The sequence below is a fragment of the Paraburkholderia sp. UCT70 genome (assembly GCF_050434085.1).
In the GTDB taxonomy this organism is placed as follows: domain Bacteria; phylum Pseudomonadota; class Gammaproteobacteria; order Burkholderiales; family Burkholderiaceae; genus Paraburkholderia; species Paraburkholderia tuberum.
Genome location: NZ_JBNPVZ010000003.1, coordinates 480229 through 502192, shown reverse-complemented (window position 1 = coordinate 502192; position 21964 = coordinate 480229). Strand labels below are relative to the sequence as shown.

The following is a 21964-nucleotide window of genomic DNA, read 5'->3' as shown; positions in this document are numbered from 1 at the left end:
TAGCGGGTAGGCATACGACTGTGTTTTTGACTAACAACAAACAAGAAGGGATGGAAGTGTTGACGGGACCGGAACGCCGGCGCCGGTGGTCGGCGGAAGAGAAGCTGGCGATGGTGAGAGAGAGTTTCGAGCCGGGCAAGTCGGTCTCGATGGTTGCACGCCAGCACGGCGTGAATCCGAACCAGCTGTTTCACTGGCGCAAGCTGTATCAGGATGGCAGCCTGTCGGCTGTCAGTGCCGGCGAGGAAGTCGTACCAGCGTTGGAGCTGAGCGATGCGCTGAAGCAAATCAGGGAACACCAGCGACTGCTCGGCAAAAAGACAATGGAGAACGAGATTCTCCGTGAGGCGGTGGAGGTGGCGAAGTCGCGAAAATGGATTGCGCGCCCACCCTCTTTGCCGGGGGACGAGCAGTGAAGCAGGTCTGCGACGTTCTCGGTGTAGCGCGCTCAAACGTGGCGGCAAGGCTTGCACGTCCAGCCGACTGGCAGGAGGGACGCAGCGCCAGGAAGACGGAAGATGCCGGGCTGGTCGAAGAAATACGGCTGACCGTCACTGACCTGCCGAGCTATGGTTATCGCCTAGTCTGGGGTATGTTGCGTCGGCAGCGGGAGAATCAGAGCGCGGCCCCCGTCAATGCCAAACGGGTGTACCGGGTAATGCGCGTTCACGGCCTCCTGCTACAGCGCAAAGCGCTCCCTCCACGCCCGCAGCGCCGGCATGATGGCAAGGTCGCGGTGGCGAAGAGCATTACAACGAGCAGCACCCTCATAGCGCGCTGAAGTACCGCTCGCCACGCGAGTTCAGGCGCAGGACCGATTCATCAACTCAGGTGTGAGGCGGTGTCCGGAGGTACAGGGGCAAACCAATCCAGAATATCGAAAACTGATTTAAAAGCCGGAATCCGCGTGAAGGATGCGCGATGTGCATCGCCTATCTCGGCAGAGGCCCGCCGCATAGTACTTTGGGCTGTTGTGGCATCCGGACCCATTGGGGCTACTGCCCGATCTTTCTGGCGATTGTGGTTGTGTGGAGTGTTGAGCAGGATGCGCGGACTGAATGTCGAACGCGCCCATTGCCCTCGGCCTACGTGTTCAGCGCATACATGAAAGCCCGGAATCCACGGTCACCGTTGCCAGTTGTCGCTGTCGGATGAATAAACCCCGTCAAGTTTCGGACGTTTACCGCTAACGATGACAGCCCCTTTCGTCCGTGCCTGCGTGAGATTGCCCTTCAAGGCGTACAGGCAATCAACAATTTTGCGCCGATAAATTCTGATTATTTCATTTTCAGAAAAAGTATTTTACAAAGTAGGCGTTTACCCTAATTTACTATCTCATTACACTTGTCTTACGGATTGAAAGCGCGCGCAAACTTATAGCGCCCAACCGACAAACCAAGGAGGTAGTAACCATGAAACCCTTCGTTAAACTCGCCGCCTTTGTGGCTGCCATCGCCTTCGCTGCGCCGATTACGGTTTTTGCCGCCGCAAACGTGGCAGCAAACCATCCACTGACCCGCGCGGAAGTCCGTGAGCAACTGGTCGAGATCGAAGCGGCGGGCTATAACCCGGCCCGTGCAAACCCGCGCGAATATCCGGCGGACATCCAGGCTGCTGAAGCCAAGGTTGCTGCCCACCACGGGGGCCCGTCCGGAGTAAACGGCAGTCACCCGGTGACCGTCGTGGCAGTCAGTGAAGAAGTGATTGAGATCGATAGCGTTGGCAACACGTCCGGAGTGGGTGGCGTCCTAAGCGGCTCGTCCGCAGCGGGTGGCCATGCCTACAAGAGCGAAGCAGCTCGCACCGGCCCGGGCTCGGTCTACTTCGGTCACTAACCGGCTGACAGGCGACTGACCCACCGTCCGCCTGTCTTTCCATAGAAGTGCGCAGAAACACTGCGCGACCCACATCTACACCAACTGGCTCGGGAAACATAGTCGCCGTCAAACGCGACTGTTTCATTTCAATCACTTCTTCTGTCGAAGCAGCCATGAAATCAAAATTACTCGCACACTTCATGATCGCCGCCCTCCTTGGTGCGTCGATCCCCGCTTTCGCCCAGCCTCACGACAATCAGCACCACAATGACTGGTCGGCGCACGGCCCGCAACAACACGACATGCGTCCGCCGCCCGGTCACAATCATGGTCCCATGCCGCACGAGGCCTATAGCGGCCGGCCGGGCGGCCCGATGCCGCATGCCGACTGGCGCCACGGCGATCGGCTTCCGCCTGAATACCGCGATCACAACTACGTCGTCGACGACTGGCGCGGCCACGGACTGCAACCGCCGCCGCGAGGCTATCACTGGGTTGGGGTGAACGGAGATTACGTGCTCGCCGCTATCGCAACTGGCATCATTGCCGACGTCCTGTTCTCCGGCCACTAACACCGGCGGCAACAATATCAACGGGTTCGATTCATCCACGCAGGCGGCGGCCGCGCACTATTTCGACGAGCAGCCGCGATTCACGCCGTTCAATTGGGTTCGCTCTGCTACGCGCCACGCTGCATGATTACCCCAATATGCGCTACGGGGCGGGTTCTGTCGCGATAACGATTACAGCTTGAACAAAGCGTGATATCAGTAGGACTATTTACGCTGCCAACGAATTGAATTGCTCGGCTGCAGTTTTGATGTCGCGCTCGTCCTGCATCTGCCCTTTGCGAATCATGTGCATCAGCTCGATGAAGGACAGAATAATGCGCGCGCACCGGAAACCCTTGAAACCCATCAACGGCGTGACAATGCGCTTGACGGCTCGATGGTCCTGCTCGATGACGTTGTTCAGGTACTTGTTCTGCCGGATCTTGATTGGCGTTGGCCGGTCTGCGTTGAGCGCTTCGAGCGCGGCCAGATTGGCACCACTCTTGTCCACGGTGACAGTCTCGGGTTCACCATTCCGGGCAATTGCCTTCTCGAAATACCGGCGCGCAGCGGCCTTGTCACGATGGGCGCACAACAGGAAATCGACCGTGTTGCCCTCCCCGTCGACGGCCCGGTACAAGTATTTCCAGTGGCCTTAGATCTTGATATAAGGGTGAGTAGACCCAGGGGAATTGCGCCCCGAGTCTCTCGCAGAACCGTGCGTAAACCCCTCGATTTACACGGCTCCCGTTATCCAACCTGTCCCCCCGGATACTGCCAGTGCGCGAACTCTCGCGGGTACGCCTTCTTCATCTTGCGCAACCACTCTTCACTGCACCGTTTGTGCCGTCGCAGTGTTTTGTACTTGCGCCGAACCCAGCGCACAAGCTTTCGGTCGAGATACCGACTCAACTCATGCATGGCTGTCCGATAGAAAGCCCCGTAGTAGTTCCACCAGCCACATATCGTGGGATTACATTGCTGGGCGAGTTCGAACAGTGATTTCGAAGTTTGGCGCTGCAACCGCCACCCCCCGCGCCACCTGTCTCATCCGTTTCAGGGCGTCAGAACTGACGCCAGGTACAAAGCTGGTCGAGACCTGCCCGTGCCTGGTCAACACCCTTCGCGCACGAAACTGAAAGCCCAGAAATGTGAAGGTCACATTCGCTAGGTTTGGGTGCGACTTCTGTCCTTGCAATACACGATCTTTGACTTTTCAGGATGCATCGTCAGCCCACACTCCGTCAGCCGCGAGGCTATGGCGTGCATGACCTCTTGTGCCTGCTCCTGGCTGCGGCAATGGACTACCGCATCATCGGCATAGCGTGCAAAGGGACATTTCGGGAAGTGACGCTGCATCCAGGCGTCAAACGCATAGTGCATGAACAGATTCATCAGGATCGGACTGACCACTCCCCCTTGCGGGGTACCGCGATCCCGCCCCGCTGCAAGCGGGTACCCTGTGCAGTTTCGAATGGTGCAGTCAGCCACCGCTCGATGTACATCAGGATCCAATCCTCTTTGATGTGCTTGCGTACCGCCTTTAGCAAGAGGCCATGATCGATTTGATCGAAAGCCGCCTTGATATCAAACTCCACCAGCCAGTCGTACTTCCAGCACCGTTGTCGGGTGATGGCGACCGCCTGTTTGGCCGATTTCCCAGGCCGGTCGGTATCCATACGAATCTGCATGGAATACAGGGTCGAGAATCGGTTCAATGAGGAGCTTGACGGCGGTCTGCCCCACACGGTCACTCACGGTGGGCACGCCCAACTTACGCATACCGCCCGATGCCTTTGGAATCTCCACTTGCTTGACCGCCGGCGGGAAGTACGACCCCGACGACATTCGGTTCCATAGCTTGTACAGATTCTTCGACAGGTCCTGTTCGAACATCGCGATGGTTTCATCACGTGAAGCGCTGGACCCAGCGCATGATCGTCGTGTGCGCCATCGACAGACCGCCCTCGTCCATCATTTCAGCGAGATCTCGAAAGCTGAGCTTGTAACACAGGTACCAGCGCACGCAAAGGACACTAACTTCGCGATCGAAGTCGCGCCCGTTGAACAATCCGTCAATGTCTTTCAGCTAACGCATTGGCTCGCGCTCATCAAAAACTCGAGCGTAACAGACCAGCGCATCCCAATTGCACCACTACCTCTCAATGCAGAGAGCGACTTGGGCGACTGGCCTGAAGGGCTCAGACTGCTCCATTTATTGGACCAGGATCGACGAAGTCATCAACGATCTGGAGCGCGGGGTCGAATGACTCCTTGGGTCGCTTGCCGCCTCCAGAGTCCGCAAGAGCCGGGCTCTATAGCCGCTCGATCAAGCGTCGGTCTCCCTGCTCGCAGTATTCATGACACGCCGCACGTGCCGCGTTCGCTGCGCCGTGCACGAAAAGCGGCGCATCCGCGCGTCGGGACATCGACACCACGATGGACGGCGGCGAGGGCTGCAGCGGCAGTTCGACCACCTCGCCTCGCGCGATCAGATCATCGACGAACAGACGCGGAATTGCCGCCACGCCGAAGCCATCGCGCACGAGTTGCACGATCACCGAAATCGATGGTGAACCCGTGATGCGCGTATCCGCGAGCGGCACGCCGTTGGCGAGTGCGAGCTTGCTGACGATGTCCTCCAGCGCGCGATGAGGCGCCGTCCCGCGCCCGAATGTGAGGATCGGATGACGCAGCACGCGTTTCGCGAGTCCGCTGCGCGAAGGCGGTAGCAGCCCCGCGCGCGCAATCCAGTGCACCGGATAGTTCGCGAGCGCATCGCAGACGATCGATTCCTCGTCGCTGCCTTCCACCCGAACGATGAGATCGAGTTCGCCCGCCATCAGACGCCGCTGCAGCACCACGCTCACGTCCACCGCAAGCTCCACTTCGAGCTGCGGATAGTCCTTCGAGAGCCGCCGCATATAGTCGGCAAGCCAGCTATGCACGACCGTCTCGATCACGCCGAGTCGCAACCTGCCGCGCATCGCGCCTTCGTGTGACGCGGCGGCCTGCAACTGGCGCGTCGCCTCGACCACGGCCTTCGCGTAGCCGAGCAGATATTCGCCGTTCGGCGTGAGCCGAAATTCGCGGCTCTCGCGATCGACGAGCACGGTATGCAATTCGTCTTCCAGTGCCTTCAGGCGCTGCGAGATCGCCGCCGGCGTGGCGTGAAGCGCGGTCGCCGTAGTGCGGAAACTGCGCAGCTTGGCAAGCGTGACGAAGGTTTCGAGGAAGCGCGTATTCATCAGTCAAAGGTGGGCAGTGCAACGGGAGCAAACCGCTTCAAAAATCTCAACGTGACTCGGGAAAACCCGCGATTCCGTTAAGAAATTCTATTCACCGGGCGCAAAGAAAACTAGCTGGCGTCAAATTTTCTTCTTTTCTATGCTTCGCCTGACGGTAGGCAAGACGCATCGCCCACCACAGACAATCCGATGCAACCGCCAGAGCACGCTAAAACCATGACTCCATCCGAATTCCGCCAGGCCGTCCGTCACCGCGACTTCCGTAGCCCGACGGCCGGCCATTGCGGCGACTACGCGCAAGCCAATCTCGCGATCCTGCCCGCTGCGCACGCGCACGATTTCCTGCGCTTTTGCCATGCGAATCCAAAGCCATGTCCGCTGCTCGGCGTGGGCGAGCCTGGCGAGTTCCGCGTGCCGATGCTCGGGCGCGACATCGACATCCGCACCGACGTGCCCGCGTACAACGTCTATCGCGACGGCAACCTGAGCGAGCGCGTCGAATCGATCGAAGCGCTCTGGCAGGACGATTTCGTCGTATTTGCAATTGGCTGTTCGTTCTCGTTCGAGCACATGCTCGCGAAGGAAGGCATCGGCCTGCGCCACGTCGAAGAAGGCCGCAACGTGCCGATGTACCGCACCCGCATCCCCAACCAGCGGGCGGGCGTGTTCGGCGGCGAACTCGTCGTGTCGATGCGGCCGCTGCGCGGCGCCGACGCGATCCGTGCCGTGCAGATCACGAGCCGCTTTCCGGGCGTGCATGGCGCGCCCGTGCATATTGGCGATCCAGCGGAACTCGGCATCGTCGATCTCGCGCGCCCCGAGTTCGGCGACCCGGTGACGATCCGCGCGGGCGAACTGCCTGTCTACTGGGCTTGCGGCGTGACGCCGCAAACGGCACTGATGGCCGCGAAGCTGCCGCTCGCGGTTGCGCACGCGCCGGGCCACATGCTGATGACGGATATCACTAACGCGTCGCTGGCTATTTTCTAACCGTCCCGGCGGCGCGCCGCGCCGTCGTGCAACAAGCGATTCACAGCACCTTGAAGCCATCGGGCCGCGCGGCCCGGAGGGAATGACGCATCCCTACGTTCGTGCGTGGCTTCGATCGTTTCCCATGCGTCTATCCATAGGAGCAGCAGATGGACAGCAAGACACTCACGGCGAGTGTCGACGATGCCGCCGACATGAAGTCAAGAACGGGAAGCCCGCAGCTTTCCTGGTATGCCGAAGCCGGTCCGCACGCGCGTCGCGCGTTCTGGAGTTGCAAGGTCGGCTACATGCTCGACGGCATGGACACGCAGATGCTTTCCTTCGTCATCCCGACGCTCGTCGCTACCTGGGGCATCTCGCTCGCGGACGCCGGCTTTATCGGCACGTTGACGCTGCTGTCCTCTGCGCTCGGCGGCTGGATTGCCGGCATTCTTTCCGATCGCATCGGCCGTGTGCGCACGTTGCAGCTCACCGTCTTGTGGTTCGCCGTGTTCACCGGCCTATGCGGCCTCGCGCAGAACTACGGCCAGTTGCTCGCGGCTCGCGCGTTGATGGGCTTCGGCTTCGGCGGCGAGTGGACGGCGGGCGCGGTGCTGATCGGCGAGGTGATCCGCGCGCGCGACCGCGGCAAGGCGGTCGGTCTCGTGCAGTCGGGCTGGGCGCTCGGCTGGGGCATGGCGGCCCTGCTCTACGCGGTGCTGTTCTCCGTGGTGGCGCCTGAAATCGCGTGGCGCGCATTGTTCCTGATCGGACTCGTGCCTGCCCTGCTTGTGCTCGCGATCCGCCGCTATGTGAAGGAACCTGAAGTATTCGAACAGGCCAGGGTTCAGCAGTACGACACTCAAGACATGCCGCGCTTCACTGAGATCTTCTCTCCCAAGCTGCTTTCGACGACACTGCGCGCCGCACTGCTTACGACGGGCGCACAGGGCGGCTACTACGCGATCACGACATGGCTGCCGACTTTCCTCAAGACCGAACGTCATCTCACGGTGATGGGCACAGGCGGCTATCTGGCGACGATCATCGCGGGCTCGTACGCGGGCTATCTGTGCAGCGCATGGCTCACGGACCGCATCGGCCGCAAGCCGAACTTCATTTTGTTCGCGCTGGGCTCGATGGCGATTGCCTTCGCGTATACCTCGTTGCCGCTCACGAATGCATCGATGCTGTGGCTCGGCCTTCCGCTCGGCTTTTTCGCGTCGGGCATTTTTTCCGGCATGGGCGCGTTTCTCACCGAACTGTTTCCGACCCGTGTGCGCGGCTCGGGCCAGGGGTTTTGCTACAACGTCGGCCGCGCGATCGGGGCGCTGTTTCCGGTGCTGATCGGCGTGCTGTCGAGCCGCTTCGGCCTGGGCACGAGCATCGGGATTTTCGCCGTGGCCGCGTATGGCGTACTGATCATCGCCGCGCTTACGCTGCCCGAGACGCGCGGTCGCGAACTCGAATCGGCCTGATTTTCACCTTGCGCACACCACTACCACTTTCGCATCACGACCACGACACCATGAAGCACGATCACGCCTCCGATGTTTGCACGCCGTCCCGCTGGCAGTTCTGGATCGACCGCGGCGGCACGTTCACCGATATCGTCGCGCGCCGCCCGGATGGCACGCTCACCACGCACAAGCTGCTTTCCGAACACCCGGAGCAGTATCGCGATGCGGCTGTCGCCGGGATTCGCCATTTGCTTGGCCTGCGAGCCGGAGAACCCATTACGTCGAGCGACGTCGAGATGGTCAAAATGGGCACGACGGTCGCGACCAACGCGCTGCTCGAACGCAAGGGCGAGCCGGTAGCGCTCGTCACCACGCGAGGCTTCCGCGATGTGTTGCGGATCGCGTATCAGAACCGCCCCCGCCTGTTCGATCTCGACATCGCGTTGCCGGAAGCGCTCTATGAGAGCGTGGTGGAAATCGACGAACGCGTGAGCGCGCAAGGCGAAGTGGTCGCGACGCTCGATCACGCGGCAGCGGGGCGCGCACTGCGCGAGGTCTACCACAAGGGCATCCGCGCGCTCGCAATCGTGCTGATCCACGGTTATCGCCACACGTCGCATGAAAGCGAGCTTGCGGATCTGGCGCGCCGAATCGGCTTCACGCAGATCTCGGTTTCCCACGAAGTCTCGCCGCTGATGAAGATGGTCTCGCGCGGCGATACGACCGTGGTGGATGCCTATCTGTCGCCCATCCTGCGCCGATATGTGGATCAGGTCGCCAGCGAAATGCCGGGCGTGAACCTGCAGTTCATGCAAAGCAGCGGCGGACTGACACGCGCCGATGTATTTCAGGGCAAAGATGCGATTCTCTCCGGCCCGGCGGGCGGTATCGTCGGCATGGTGCGCGCGGCACAGGCAGCGGGCTTCGAGCGCGTGATCGGCTTCGACATGGGCGGCACGTCGACGGACGTCTCGCACTTCAACGGCGAGTTCGAGCGCGTATTCGAAACGCAGGTGGCAGGCGTGCGGATGCGCGCGCCGATGATGAGCATCCATACCGTGGCGGCAGGTGGCGGCTCGGTGCTCGGCTTCGACGGCGCCCGGTTGCGTGTCGGCCCCGACTCGGCGGGCGCCAATCCGGGTCCGGCGGCGTACCGGCGCGGCGGCCCGCTCGCGGTCACCGACTGCAACGTGATGCTCGGCAAGATTCAGCCCGACTATTTCCCGCGCGTCTTCGGTCCGAACGCGAACGAGTCGCTCGATCGCAAGGTCGTCGCTGAACGCTTTCGGGCACTCGCCGATGAAATCTTCGCGGCTACGGGTCAGCGTCGCACACCCGAAGAGCTCGCTGAAGGTTACCTGGAGATCGCCATTGGCAGCATGGCTAACGGGATCAAGAAAATTTCAGTGCAACGCGGCCACGACGTCTCGCAGTATGTGCTGACGACTTTCGGCGGCGCGGGCGGCCAGCATGCGTGCGGTGTGGCCGACGCGCTCGGCATGACGCGGGTGTTCGCGCATCCACTTGCCGGTGTGCTCTCCGCTTACGGCATGGGCCTCGCGGATCAGACGGCGATGCGCGAGCGAGCGCTCGAAATCTCGCTCGACGACTCATCGCTTGCGACGCTGGAAGCCGCGCTCGATGCGCTCGCGGCCGATGCAACCGGCGCACTGCTCGAACAGGGCGTGGACGCCGCGCGTATCACGACTGAGCGACGTGTCCATCTGCGCTATCAGGGCACCGATTCATCGCTCGCAGTGCCAGCGGGCAGCGTCGATGCGATGCGCGCCGCTTTCGAAGCTGCGTATCGTCAACGCTATGCGTTCCTGATGGCAGATACGCCGCTCATCGCGGAACTCGCTTGCGTCGAAGCGATCGGCCATTCCGACGCGCCAGTCGATGCCGGCAGCCTGCCGCAGCGCGCGGCAGGCGACGCGCCCCATGCGCAGTCGGTTGTGCGCATGTATTCGAGCGGTAGCTGGCACGACGCATCGCTCTACCAGCGCGAAACGCTGTGCGCAGGCGACACGCTCGACGGCCCGGCGATCATCGCCGAAAAGAACGGCACGACCGTGGTCGAGCCGGGGTGGCAGGCGGTGCTGACCGTTCAAGGCAACGTGGTGATGACCCGCGTGCAACCGCTGCCCACGCGCCGCTCGATCGGCACCGAGGCCGACCCTGTGCGCCTCGAGATATTCAACAATCTGTTCATGTCGATTGCCGAGCAGATGGGACTGCGTCTGCAAAACACGGCGTATTCGGTGAACATCAAGGAGCGCCTCGACTTCTCGTGCGCGATCTTCGATGCTGCGGGCAATCTGATCGCGAACGCGCCGCACATGCCCGTGCATCTGGGATCGATGGGCGAGAGCATCAAGACCGTCATCGAGCGAAATCGCGGCGCGATGCGCGACGGCGATGTGTTCATGCTCAACGACCCGTATCACGGCGGCACACATTTGCCCGACGTGACCGTCATCACGCCCGTGTTCGCAGACGGTTCGGCCGAGCCGCTCTTCTACGTCGGCTCGCGCGGTCACCATGCGGATATCGGCGGAATCACACCCGGTTCGATGCCAGCCGCCTCGTCGCATATCGAAGAAGAAGGCGTATTGGTCGATAACTGGCAGCTTGTTTCAGCGGGCGTGCTGCGCGACGCCGAAACACGCGCGCTGCTCGCATCGGGCCGCTATCCGGCACGCAACGTCGCACAGAACATGGCCGATCTGCGCGCGCAGATCGCAGCGAACCAGAAGGGCGTGGACGAGCTGCGCCGCATGGTCGCGCAATTCGGCCGCGACGTGGTGCTCGCCTTCATGCAGCACGTGCAGGACAATGCCGAAGAAGCGGTGCGCCGCGTGATCGGCGCCCTCAAGGACGGCGCGTACCGTTACGAACTCGATAACGGCGCGGTGATCGACGTCGCCATTCGCGTCGATGCTGCGACGCGCAGTGCGACCGTGGACTTCAGCGGAACGTCCGTGCAACTGCCGAACAACTTCAACGCGCCGAAGGCGGTCTGCATGGCAGCCGTGCTGTACGTGTTCCGCACGCTCGTCGGCGACGACATCCCGCTCAACGCGGGTTGCCTGAAGCCCCTCTCGGTGATCGTCCCGGACCGCTCGATGCTCAATCCGGTTTATCCGGCAGCGGTGGTCTCGGGCAACGTGGAGACATCGTCCGCGATTACGAATGCGCTCTATGGTGCGCTGGGCATCGTCGCGTCCAGTCAGGGCACGATGAACAACTTCACGTTCGGCGACGCGCGCTACCAGTACTACGAGACGATCGCAGGCGGCAGCGGCGCGGGCGATGGCTTCTGCGGCGTCGACGCGGTACAGACGCACATGACCAACTCGCGCCTGACCGATCCCGAAGTGCTCGAATGGCGCTATCCCGTGCGGCTCGAGTCGCACCTGATCCGCGCGGAGTCGGGCGGCGCGGGACGCTGGCGCGGCGGTAATGGCGCGATCCGGCGCATCCGCTTTCTCGCGCCGATGACCGCGTCGATTCTCTCGAACAACCGCATTCACGCGCCTTTCGGCGCGGCAGGTGGACGCGCGGGAAGGCGCGGCAGCAATCACGTCGAGCGCGCGGACGGCGAGATCGTCGCATTGGGCCATATCGCGAGCGTCGAGATGGCCGCGGGCGACGTGTTCGTGGTGGAAACGCCGGGTGGCGGGGGTTTCGGGGAAGCGTAATGCTTCATGGACTGCGGATGTTCAATGCCAGACAGCGGCGTCGGCTCGCGTCTCACTCGAACCGGCGCCATATTTTTACGCCATCACGCGTCGACAATCACTTCGAAACCGCCATAGATTAGCCGCTGACCGTCAAAAGGCATCGGATCTTTTTCCGGTTGCAGCCGTGGGTCGGCCATCACCGCTTTCATCCCTTCGTCTCGCGACTGACGCGACGGCCAGACAACCCAGGAGAACACCACCGTCTCATCATCCTTGCGCTTGATCGCCATTGGGAACGACGTCACCTTGCCCTCTGGCACGTCATCTCCCCAGCACTCGACCACCTTCAACGCACCGTACTCCTTGAAGACGGCCGCCGCTCTTTCGGCGAACTGCCTGTAAATTTCGCGGTTGGCCGTAGGTACGGGGACAACAAATCCATCGATGTAATTCATTTGCAATCTCCTTGTTTACACACGCACAGTAGGTGCCGGTTGGCAGTGCATCGCAACACGGCCGCCCATACGCACGACGAGCGGGGAGTCAAAAAATCGACAATAGTCATGTCCCTTTGCTCTGATAGCCTGCGGCTCTTCGAGGCATGGCGTCGGCCTGCTTACTTAAGCGGTTGCCCGATGCCGAGCAGGTTGCCCACGCTATCCCGGAACCAGGCAGCTCTGTCGCCTACCCCACTGCAACGCGTCCAGCTCATCTCCATCGGCCCTCGCTTCACCTGAATGCGCTGCCCGATTCTGGCGAAGCAACGAAATGCCCCGGCGTCACGCCGACCGCGCGCCGAAAGTGTCGGCCAAGGTGGCTTTGATCGAAAAATCCGACTTCGGCAGCGACCTCACAGGGCGGGACGCCGTCACGCAATAGCCGTTTAGCGTGCTGAATTCGCACCAGACACACATAGCGATGAGGCGAAATACCCACCTCTTTGCGAAACAGGGTGGCGAAGCGCGAAACACTCAACCCGGCGGTGCCGGCAAGCGTCGCGAGGCTGACGGGCTGCGCGAACGAACTCTCGATAAAAGCCACGGCCCGCCTGATCGCGCGTGACATCGCCACGGTCCTATCGCCTGCGCAGTCGTAGAAGACTCCGGTCATGTTCTATCCCCTCGCGCTACGTTTTCGTAGCGGCATCAGACCCGCACCGTGCCAGACTGCGCGAGCACGCTCGCCGCAGCAGCACCGTCGGGCGGCCCGCTCTGGTATCGCTCCAGTTCCGCTTCGCTGCGATGGCACAGCACCTGCGCGCCGCTCGCGAGCGTGCGCACGCTCGGCGACGTGCGATTGCAGACACCGTCGATGCGCATCGGGCATCGCGCGAGAAATGTGCAAAGCTCCGGCTCATGAGTCGACTCACCAATCGGCGGCAACGTCTGATGACAACGCTCGCCCGCTTCTTCGAGCCAGCCGGCGCGAAGCTCCGGCGCCGACGACACGAGCAGATGCGAATACGGGTGATATGGCGGCGCCGACAACGCGTCGCGGTTGCCCGTCTCGACGCGGTGCCCAGCGTACAGCACGACGATGTCGTCGCTGATCGCACGCACCTTGGCGATGTCGTGCGTGATGAACAGATATGACACGCCGAGCTTCTTTTGCAGATCGCGCAACAGCTCGAGAATGGCAGCGCCGACCACCGTATCGAGCGCGGACGTGACTTCGTCGCACAGGATCAACTTGGGTTCGGCGGCCAGGGCCCGCGCGAGATTCACGCGCTGTTTCTGCCCGCCCGACAGCTCTCCGGTGCGCCGCTGCGCCAGCTCGGCAGGCAGGCGCACCAGGCCGAGCAGTTCGGCGACGCGGCGCCGCGCGGCCTCGCCCTTCATGCCGTGATAGAACTTCAGCGGACGCGCCAGCGTGCGCTCGACGGTGTGCGTCGGATTAAGCGCGGTGTCGGCGTTCTGGAACACGATCTGGATACAGCGAAACTGTTCGCGGCTGCGGCGGCTGAGATTGGCGGCGAGCGGCTCACCGTCGAGCAGCAGATTGCCGCGCGCCATCGGCACGAGCCCGGCGATCACCTTCGCGAGCGTCGTCTTGCCCGAACCGGATTCGCCGATCACGCCTACCGTCTGACCACGATCGATCACGAGGTCCACGTCGCGCAGAATGACCTTGTGCGGCAAGCCCTTCGCGTCGGTGCGGCCGTAGCCGGCCGTCAGACCGCGCAGTTCGAGCAGCGGCGTGTTCGGCTGGGCTGCGTCGGGAGCCGCCGAGGTGGAGGCAGCCGGGGCGACGGGCGTCACGGCAGCAATCAGGCTTTGCGTATACGGGTGCGCCGGCGCATGCAGAATCTGTTCAGTGCGGCCCGTTTCGCGGATTTCACCGTTGCTTAGCACGACGATGCGATCCGCCATCTGCGCGACCACCGCCAGATCGTGCGATACGTAGACGGCCGTCATTCCGCATTGGCGGATCACGCTGCGAAACGCTTGCAGCACGTCGATCTGCGTGGTGACGTCGAGCGCCGTGGTCGGTTCATCGAGGATCACGAGTTCGGGGTCGGTGATCAGCGCCATCGCCGCCATCAGCCGCTGCAACTGGCCGCCCGACACCTGGTGCGGGTAGCGCCGGCCGATCGTCTCCGGCTCCGGCAGCGCGAGCGCGCGGAACAGTTCGACCGCTTTGGCCTGCGCGGCGCGCTTGCTGAGCGTGCCGTGAATCAGCGCGCTTTCGATCACCTGGTCCATGATCGGGCGCGCCGGGTTGAACGCAGCGGCCGCGCTTTGCGCGATGTAGGCAACCTTGCGGCCACGCAATCCCGCGAGCGCTTTCGGCGAGAGCCCGAGCACGTCGGTGTCGCCCACCCGGATCGCGCCGCCCGCGATGCGGCAGCCGCTGCGTGCATGGCCCATCAGCGACAGTGCGATCGTGGTCTTGCCCGAGCCCGATTCGCCGATCAATGCGAGCACCTCGCCGCGCGCAATTTCGAAGTCGATGTCATGCACGATCGTCGTATCCGGCTCGCCGGGCCGGCTTCCCACCACGCGCAGCCCCCGTACCTCGACCAGATTCGACGGGGGTAGTGGCGCGGTCCTCGAGACGGCGTCAAAGGCCGCGTGAGCACGTCTGAAAAAGGGTGCCTTCATCAGTGACCTCCGTCGGCATCAGGCATGCCCTTGCGGCGGCCATGATGAGGCAGTCCGTCGATCAGCAGGTTCACGCCGACCGTGAGGATCGCGATTGCGATCGCGGGCAGGATCACGACCGGCACGCCTTCACCGAGGCCGGCGATGTTCTCGCGTACCAGCGAACCGAGATCGGCATACGGCGGCTGCACGCCGAGACCGAGAAAGCTCAGGCTGCTCAATAGCAGCACGACGAAAGTGAAGCGCAGTCCGGTGTCGGCGAGTATCGGATGAATCATGTTCGGCAGCATCTCGAAGCAGGCGATGTAGAGCGCGCTTTCGCCGCGCGCCCGCGCGACCTGCACGTATTCGAGCGTGCCGATATTGACCGCCAGCGAGCGGGCGATCCGGTACGAGCCCGGCATGTAGCTGATCGCCGCGGTCACGATCAGCAACGGCAATGACGAGCCGAACGCGGCGACGATCATCAGCGCGAACATCTTCGACGGAATCGACGTCACCGCATCGAGCAGCCGGCTCATGGTTTCGTCGATACGGCGGCCGGCCACGGCCGCCAGCAGTCCCAGCATGGTCCCCGTGAGCGCCGCGAGCAGCGCCGCCGCCAGCGCGAGCACGACCGTCAGGCGCATCCCGTAGATGATGCGGGTCAACATGTCGCGACCCAGGTAGTCGGAGCCGAGCGGCAGCTTCGCGCTGAAGCCCGCGAATACGTCAGGCGTGAGGATCGCGCCGACCGAATGCGGCGCGATCCACGGTGCGAACGCCGCGACGAACAACGCGCAACTGACCATCGCCAGGCCGATCCAGCCGCCGGTCGACAGGTTCATGCGTTGCGCGAGGCTGCGACGGCGCACCGGTCGAGGCGCCGGGCCTCCGCCGCCTCCCCAGGACCGCGCGGGATCGGCGCCCTGCGGCATCATGCTGCTGCGTTGCACCGGTTCGAGCGCACCGAGCCGGTGAGGCGCATCGGAAGAAGGTCGAAGAATCGTCATGTCCGCAGCCTCGGGTTCGAGATGATGGCGCACAGGTCGGCTAGCAGCACGAGCAGCAGATAGCCGAGGCAGAACAGCAGCGTGCAGGCCTGTACGAGCGGGAAGTCGCGGTTGCTCACCGCGTCGACCATCAGGCTGGCGAGGCCCGGGTAGTTGAAGATGGTCTCGACGACGATCACGCCGCCAAGCAGATAAGACAGGCTCAGCGCGATTGCATTGGCGATCGGGCCGATCGCATTCGGCAGTGCGTGGCGCAGTACGACGCGGGCGGGGCTCGCGCCCTTGAGCATCGCCATTTCCACATACGAAGAACCGAGTTGCTCAATCACCGCGGCGCGTGTCATGCGGGCCATCTGCGCGATCACGACCGCGCACAGCGTGACGACCGGCATCGCATACGCGCGCAGAAAGTCGTGCAGGCTCTCGATCTCACCGCTATACGACAGCGCTGACAGCCAGTGCAGCTTGACGGCCAGCACCAGCACCGCCAGCGTCGCGATCAGGAACTCGGGCGTGGCGACCAGCGACAGCGTACCGAGGCTCACGATCCGATCGATCAGCGAGTCGCGGTTGACCGCCGCAAGAATGCCCGCCGACACCGCGATCGGCACCGACACCCCGGTGGTGATCGCCGCGAGGGTCAGCGACTTCGGCAGGCGCCCTTCGATCATCTCGGACACCGGCAGATTGCTCGACAGCGACACGCCAAAGTTCGCGTGCAGCAGACCGACGAGCCAATGGAAGTACCGCAGGTATGCCGGCTGGTCGAGGCCGAACTGCAGCCGCAGCGCCGCGACCGTATCCGCCGTCGCCGACTGGCCGAGTGCGGCCTGCGCGGCATCGCCCGGCAACAGGTTGGTGATCACGAAGATGATGATGGAGACAATCAGCAGCGTGAGCGCAGTGACGGCGACGCGCCGGCCGATCAACTGGGCGATATTCCCGTTCATGGGCATGAGCTCCTCGGTTAGGCTGCGCGACACGGCGAGTCACACATGAGCCGTGCCGCTCGGGTGCGCTGCGGCTGCCTGCCGCGAGCGGCGCGGCGGGGGCCACCCGCCGCGTCCGGGCGCTTCAGCGGGTCACGCGTTCCACCACACGTACTCGGCGAAGTTGAAGCCCATCATCGCGCCGGTAGGCACGGGCTGGAGCCCTTGCAAGTGCTTGTCGTTCGCATCGAGCAGGCTCAGGAAGGTCGGGATGCCAATGCCGCCCTGCTCCGATACCAGTACCTGCATGTCGCCGTACATCTGCTTGCGTTTCGCATCGTCGGTTTCCGAGCGGGCTGCGGCCAGCAACTGGTCGAACTTCGGGTTGTTCCAGCCCGACTCGTTCCACGGGGCGTCCGACTTAAAGAACTGCGTGAACAGCACATCGGCGCTCGAGCGCGGATTGATGTTGCCGAACCCGAGCGGATGCTTCATCCAGTGCGTCGACCAGTAACCATCCGCCGGCACGCGGTTGATGTCCAGGTTCACGCCGATCTTCGCGGCGGACTGCTGCAGCAGCACACCCATCTCGATCGAGCCGTTCGCATCGGTGGTCGCATAGATCGGCGGCAGCGTCGTACCGATTGCTCCGGCTTTCTGGAAGTGGAACTTCGCCTTGTCCGGGTCGTGGGGACGCTGCGGCAGCGACGCATCGAAGTAGCGGTGTCCGGGCGGAATCGGTTGATCGTTGCCGATCACCGCATAACCGCGAAACACCGCCGAGCGGATCTGGTCACGGTCGAACAGATACTTCATGCCCTGCACGAAATCGGGGTTGCCCGTCAGCGGGTTGTCGCGGCGCATGATCAGATCGGTATAGAGGCCCGACTTGGTCTCGCGCACCTCATAGCCCGGAGTCGCGGCAATGCGCTGCGTCGCGCGCGGATCGACGGAATTGATCAGGTGAACATCGCCGGACAGCAGCGCATTCACCCGTGCCGCGTTATCGCCGATACCGATCAGCTCGATCTGGTCGAGGTAAGGGCCGCCGCCGGTCTTCCAGAAACTGTCGTTACGGATGCCGACGGTCGAAACGCCGGGCTTGAAAGTCTTCAGCTTGTACGGGCCGGTGCCGACGGCCGTCGTGAAGTCCGTCGTGCCGTCCTTGATGATCACGAATTGCGGCGTGGCAAGAATCACGGGCAGGTCCGCGTTGGCGGACGCGAGCGTCAGCGTGACTTCGTTGGGACCGGTCTGCTTCGCCTCCACGAACTGATCGGCCAGCGTCTTCACCTTCGACGCCGTTGCCGGATTCTTGTGACGCATCAGCGAGTAGACGACATCGGCGGGCACGAGTGGCTTGCCGTCGTGGAACGTGACGCCTTTGCGCAGTTTGAGCACCCACACTTTCGCGTCGCTGGTGTCGATCGATTCGGCGAGATTCATTCTCGGCGTCAGCGACGAATCGAGCTGCGTCAGGCTGCTATAGAACATGAAGAAGCGGATGTAATCGGAGCCTGCCGAACCCTTGGCCGGGTCGAGCGTATCCGCGGTCGAGGATGCGTCGTAGGCCACCCGGATCTTGCCGCCTTTCTTCGGCGTGGGTGCCGCGAATGCCGGGCGAGCCCCCGCCAGCAGACCTCCCGCGCCGGTGGCAAGGATGCCGCCGGTGGCCAGCAAACGCATCATGTCTCGGCGGCTGAAGCCGCCCGTTTTGATTGGGTCGTCGTACATGCAACTGCTCCTCACTCGTGATTGAACGCGGGGTATCCAGCATTGGTGTTCGACGGCGCTCCGCGTGCTGGTCGCGGCGCGGTGGCATTGCATGAATCGATTTAAGCACTGCAAAAAATGGCGTTGATCGCGTATCGGCGGATTCGACCATTCGAAAACATGGTTTTGAGTGGTCAAAACAGCATGATTTGCCGCTCCTGGCGTTGACCCTGATGTTCTGGACAGGACGCCCCCCACGATGAGAAGTTCGTACTAGTCAATCACCGGGCAACGTGCAACAGTCGCGGCACGGCCGACTATTCACGGAGCGCCCCGTGTCCGATCCAACGCCTCACGCACGTTTCACCTACAGACGCCTGACAGCCGACGACATCCCTGCCGCTCAACGCCTGTCCGCCGCGATTGGCTGGCCGCATCGCCGTGAAGACTGGCGGTTCTCGGCGCGCACCGGGATCGGCTTCGTCGCCGAGACGGCGGGCGCGCTGGTCGGCACCGTGGTCTGCTGGAAGTTCGGCGCGGATCAGGCGACGCTGGGCATGCTGATCGTCGCGCCGGAGCATCGCGGCGTGGGTATCGGCCGCACGTTGCTCGCGCACGCGCTCGACGAGCTTGGCAAGCGTGACATCACGCTCTATGCGACCGAGGCTGGCCAGCCGTTGTGCGACGCGCTCGGCTTCGAGCGCTGCGGCGCCCTCGACCAGATGCAGGGTGCGGCGTTCCGGCCGCCGCTCGTTGCGCTGCCCGCCAACGAGCGGCTGCGCCCGCTCGGGGCGAGCGACGCGCAGCAACTCGTCGCGCTCGAATCACGCGCTAGCGGCCTCGATCGCAGCCACGTACTGCCGCCGCTGCTCGATCTGGCCGACGGTATCGCGCTCGATCGCGACGGCGAACTACTCGGCTTCTCGCTGTTCCGCCGCTTCGGACGCGGCTTCGTGATCGGCCCCGTCGTCGCCAGCGCGTCTCCCGACGCCGTGCGGGCCAAGGCGCTGATCAGCCATTGGCTCGCGCTGAACGAAGGCGCGCTGGTGCGCATCGACGTGCCGCACGGACACGGCCTGCGCGAGTGGCTAACCGGCCTCGGTCTCGCACGCTCGGAGACGGTCGTGAAGATGCGCCGGCTTGCATCCGCGCCAGCCGATGGCGAGTCGAGCCGCGCCGACCCGGGGCTGCATCAGTATGCGGTGATCGCGCAGTCGCTCACCTGAGCCAGGTGAAACACGGCCGCTCATGCACGGCAGCATTGGGGTTCGCCCTGCTATTAAGCACGCCCAGCAGAAAATGCTGTCTGCGGGGTGAAAAACGCTGCGTCGACGCTCTTTAGGCTTTTTTTTGGCTGAACGGCACGCATACGGCTGTCGCTACTATCGAGGGGTGACTCTTACCTGATCGCCACGTGCGGGGAACCACCATCATGTCAAACTCATCGCTGATCGACGCCGACCGCAAGCACCTGATTCACCCGGTCATCAACTATCGCGCGCACGAAGCGCGCGGCACCACCGTACTCGAATCCGGCCAGGGCGCGTATCTGCGCGATATCGACGGCAACGAACTGCTCGACGCATTTGCGGGCCTGTGGTGCGTGAACGTGGGTTACGGCCAGCAGAGCATCGTCGAAGCGGCGACGCGCCAGATGACGAAGCTGCCCTACGCGACCACCTACTTCCACTTCTCGTCGGAACCCGCGATCGAACTCGCCGAAAAACTGGTGTCGCTTGGCGCCCGCTTCGCTGCAGCACGTCTATTTCACGCTCGGCGGCTCCGATGCGATCGACTCCGCGATACGCTTCATCACGCATTACTTCAATGCAACGGGACGCCCGGCGAAAAAGCAGATGATCGCGCTCGAACGTGGCTATCACGGATCGTCGTCGGTCGGCGCGGGGCTCACTGCGCTGCCCGCGTTCCACCGCAACTTCGACCTGCCGCTGCCGCACCAGCACCATCTGCCGTCGCCGTATGCCTACCGTCAGCCGCAAGGCAGTGACGCGCAAGCGCTGATCGCCGCATCCGTCGCCGCGCTCGAAGCGAAAGTCGCGTCACTCGGGGCGGAGAACGTCGCCGCGTTCTTCTGCGAGCCGATCCAGGGTTCGGGCGGCGTGATCGTGCCGCCGGTCGGCTGGTTAAAGGCGATGCGCGACGCGTGCCGCCGCCTCGACATCCTGTTCGTCGCCGACGAGGTCATCACGGGCTTCGGTCGTACCGGCCCGCTCTTCGCGTGCGAGGCCGAACAGGTCGAACCGGATCTGATGACGGTGGCGAAGGGGCTGACCTCCGGTTATGCGCCGATGGGCGCGGTGCTGATGTCCGACGAAATCTACCAGGGCATTGCAGGCGATGCGCGCGATACCGCGGTCGTCGGTCACGGTCAGACCTACTCCGCGCATCCGGTAAGCGCCGCCATCGGGCTCGAAGTACTGCGTCTCTATCAGGAGGGCGGTCTGCTCGCGAACGGCATCGCGCAGGCACCGCGCTTTGCCGCCGGGCTCGACGCGCTGCTCGATCATCCGCTGGTGGGCGACTCGCGTCATCGCGGGCTGCTCGGCGCGCTGGAACTGGTCGCGGACAAGAACTCGCGGGCACGCTTCGATCCGTCGCTGAAGCTGCCGGACCGGATCACGGCCGCAGCCTACCGCAACCGCCTCGTGTTCCGCGCATTCGGCGACAGCATTCTCGGTTTCGCGCCCGCGCTGTGCTTCGGCGAGGCCGAGTTCGAACAACTGTTCGGCCGTCTGCGGCGCACGCTCGACGACGTGCTCGACCAGGCGGAGGTGCGTGCCGCATTGCGCGGCGCGAGCCGCGCGGCCGCCTGAGCGCGTGATAACATCGGCCTGCGCGTTGCTTGACCAAGGCGAAGCGCAACGAAGCGAAAAGCAGAACCTTCGACGGGCAGACCGATACATGACGACAAGCGGCGACACGAAGCTGGACCGGATCGACCTGCGTATTCTTTCGCAACTCCAGAAGAAAGGCCGTATCACGAACGTCGAGCTTGCGGACGCCGTGGGGCTCTCGCCGAGCCCCTGTCTGATTCGCGTAAAAAGGCTTGAAAAGGCCGGCTATATCGTCGGCTACGGCGCACATATCCAACTGCAGAAACTCGGTGACGTGCAGATCGTGTTCACCGAGGTCACGCTCGCCGATCATCGTCGTGAAGACTTCGCCAAGTTCGAGGCGGCGATCCGTCCTGTGGACGAGATCATTGAATGCCATCTGGCGAGCGGCGGCTACGATTACCTGCTGAAGTTCGTCACGCGCAGCGTCAATCATTATCAGAGCGTGATCGAAGGGCTGCTGGAGCGCGACATCGGCATCGAGAAGTATTTCAGCTACGTCATCATCAAGACGCCATTCGTGAAATCCGAATACCCGCTGGAAACGCTCTTCTCGCAGCAGCATCAATGAAGCGGTGATGGTTTCGGCTGCGCGCGCCGGCCCGATCGGGTCGAATGCGTTCGAGGCCACCGGCGCGACGCCGGT

17 protein-coding genes and 4 pseudogenes are annotated in these 21964 nt (G+C 63.1%); 9 read left to right on the top strand and 12 right to left on the bottom strand.

Features of this window, described 5'->3' with window-relative positions:
* Nucleotides 1-50 precede the first annotated feature (50 nt).
* The 3 genes and pseudogenes from OKW41_RS20110 to OKW41_RS20100 form a co-directional block, all read left to right on the top strand.
* Nucleotides 51-748: pseudogene (locus OKW41_RS20110) on the top strand (transposase); the annotation flags it as partial.
* Between the two features lie 664 nt (nt 749-1412).
* On the top strand, nt 1413-1835 hold the full coding sequence (locus tag OKW41_RS20105) for a DUF4148 domain-containing protein (RefSeq protein ID WP_429573735.1): 423 nt from the start codon (nt 1413-1415) through the stop codon (nt 1833-1835).
* A gap of 155 nt (nt 1836-1990) precedes the next feature.
* Nucleotides 1991-2389 (top strand): RcnB family protein, encoded by a 399-nt coding sequence (locus OKW41_RS20100; RefSeq protein WP_429448237.1) that lies wholly within the window; start codon nt 1991-1993, stop codon nt 2387-2389.
* A gap of 208 nt (nt 2390-2597) precedes the next feature.
* Here OKW41_RS20100 and OKW41_RS20095 read toward each other — a convergent pair.
* The 6 genes and pseudogenes from OKW41_RS20095 to OKW41_RS20070 all read right to left on the bottom strand — a co-directional run.
* A pseudogene (locus OKW41_RS20095) lies at nt 2598-3023 on the bottom strand (IS6 family transposase); the annotation flags it as partial.
* 95 nt (nt 3024-3118) lie between these two features.
* Nucleotides 3119-3391, bottom strand: a complete 273-nt coding sequence (locus OKW41_RS20090; protein WP_429448239.1) for a group II intron maturase-specific domain-containing protein — start codon at nt 3389-3391, stop codon at nt 3119-3121.
* Nucleotides 3392-3535: 144 nt separating this feature from the next.
* The gene (locus OKW41_RS20085) at nt 3536-3763 is read right to left on the bottom strand and encodes a reverse transcriptase domain-containing protein (RefSeq protein ID WP_429573734.1); all 228 of its coding nucleotides are present in this window, start codon (nt 3761-3763) and stop codon (nt 3536-3538) included.
* Nucleotides 3763-4047, bottom strand: coding sequence for a reverse transcriptase domain-containing protein (locus OKW41_RS20080; protein ID WP_429573733.1), 285 nt, complete (start codon nt 4045-4047; stop codon nt 3763-3765). Before OKW41_RS20080 ends, OKW41_RS20085 begins: the two co-directional genes overlap by 1 nt.
* A 236-nt stretch (nt 4048-4283) precedes the next feature.
* Nucleotides 4284-4448: pseudogene (locus tag OKW41_RS20075) on the bottom strand (IS6 family transposase); the annotation flags it as partial.
* A gap of 235 nt (nt 4449-4683) precedes the next feature.
* The gene (locus tag OKW41_RS20070; protein WP_429448244.1) at nt 4684-5616 is read right to left on the bottom strand and encodes a LysR family transcriptional regulator; all 933 of its coding nucleotides are present in this window, start codon (nt 5614-5616) and stop codon (nt 4684-4686) included.
* Nucleotides 5617-5805: 189 nt separating this feature from the next.
* Here OKW41_RS20070 and OKW41_RS20065 point away from each other — a divergent pair, with 189 nt between their 5' ends.
* The 3 genes from OKW41_RS20065 to OKW41_RS20055 all read left to right on the top strand — a co-directional run bounded on the left by OKW41_RS20065 (nt 5806) and on the right by OKW41_RS20055 (nt 11746).
* The gene (locus tag OKW41_RS20065) at nt 5806-6606 is read left to right on the top strand and encodes a putative hydro-lyase (RefSeq protein ID WP_429573732.1); all 801 of its coding nucleotides are present in this window, start codon (nt 5806-5808) and stop codon (nt 6604-6606) included.
* A gap of 149 nt (nt 6607-6755) precedes the next feature.
* Nucleotides 6756-8063: an MFS transporter gene (locus tag OKW41_RS20060; RefSeq protein ID WP_429573731.1), complete on the top strand. Its 1308-nt coding sequence runs from the start codon at nt 6756-6758 to the stop codon at nt 8061-8063.
* Between the two features lie 50 nt (nt 8064-8113).
* Nucleotides 8114-11746 carry a hydantoinase B/oxoprolinase family protein gene (locus OKW41_RS20055; RefSeq protein ID WP_429573730.1) on the top strand — a complete coding sequence of 1211 codons (3633 nt, stop codon included), beginning with the start codon at nt 8114-8116 and terminating at the stop codon, nt 11744-11746.
* Between the two features lie 83 nt (nt 11747-11829).
* Here the strand turns inward: OKW41_RS20055 and OKW41_RS20050 are convergent, their stop codons facing one another.
* The 6 genes from OKW41_RS20050 to OKW41_RS20025 form a co-directional block, all read right to left on the bottom strand.
* Nucleotides 11830-12183, bottom strand: a complete 354-nt coding sequence (locus OKW41_RS20050) for a DUF1428 domain-containing protein (RefSeq protein WP_429573729.1) — start codon at nt 12181-12183, stop codon at nt 11830-11832.
* A gap of 274 nt (nt 12184-12457) precedes the next feature.
* On the bottom strand, nt 12458-12838 hold the full coding sequence (locus OKW41_RS20045) for a helix-turn-helix domain-containing protein (RefSeq protein WP_090811127.1): 381 nt from the start codon (nt 12836-12838) through the stop codon (nt 12458-12460).
* Nucleotides 12839-12873: 35 nt separating this feature from the next.
* A complete protein-coding gene (locus tag OKW41_RS20040) occupies nt 12874-14829 on the bottom strand; it encodes an ABC transporter ATP-binding protein (RefSeq protein WP_429573728.1) in 1956 nt (651 codons plus the stop codon).
* The gene (locus tag OKW41_RS20035; protein WP_429448251.1) at nt 14829-15821 is read right to left on the bottom strand and encodes an ABC transporter permease; all 993 of its coding nucleotides are present in this window, start codon (nt 15819-15821) and stop codon (nt 14829-14831) included. The genes OKW41_RS20040 and OKW41_RS20035 overlap by 1 nt, the downstream gene beginning before the upstream one ends.
* Nucleotides 15818-16771 carry an ABC transporter permease gene (locus OKW41_RS20030; RefSeq protein ID WP_429448252.1) on the bottom strand — a complete coding sequence of 318 codons (954 nt, stop codon included), beginning with the start codon at nt 16769-16771 and terminating at the stop codon, nt 15818-15820. Before OKW41_RS20030 ends, OKW41_RS20035 begins: the two co-directional genes overlap by 4 nt.
* A gap of 132 nt (nt 16772-16903) precedes the next feature.
* Entirely contained in the window at nt 16904-18484 is a 1581-nt protein-coding gene (locus OKW41_RS20025) for an ABC transporter substrate-binding protein (protein ID WP_429573727.1), read from the bottom strand.
* 314 nt (nt 18485-18798) lie between these two features.
* On the opposite strand from OKW41_RS20025, the gene OKW41_RS20020 reads away from it, so the two are divergent.
* The 3 genes and pseudogenes from OKW41_RS20020 (at nt 18799) to OKW41_RS20010 (ending at nt 21889) form a co-directional block, all read left to right on the top strand.
* On the top strand, nt 18799-19689 hold the full coding sequence (locus OKW41_RS20020) for a GNAT family N-acetyltransferase (protein WP_429573726.1): 891 nt from the start codon (nt 18799-18801) through the stop codon (nt 19687-19689).
* A 206-nt stretch (nt 19690-19895) separates the two neighbouring features.
* Nucleotides 19896-21297, top strand: a pseudogene (locus tag OKW41_RS20015) (aspartate aminotransferase family protein).
* Between the two features lie 88 nt (nt 21298-21385).
* Entirely contained in the window at nt 21386-21889 is a 504-nt protein-coding gene (locus tag OKW41_RS20010) for an Lrp/AsnC family transcriptional regulator (protein WP_090811115.1), read from the top strand.
* The last annotated feature ends 75 nt before the right edge of the window (nt 21890-21964 follow it).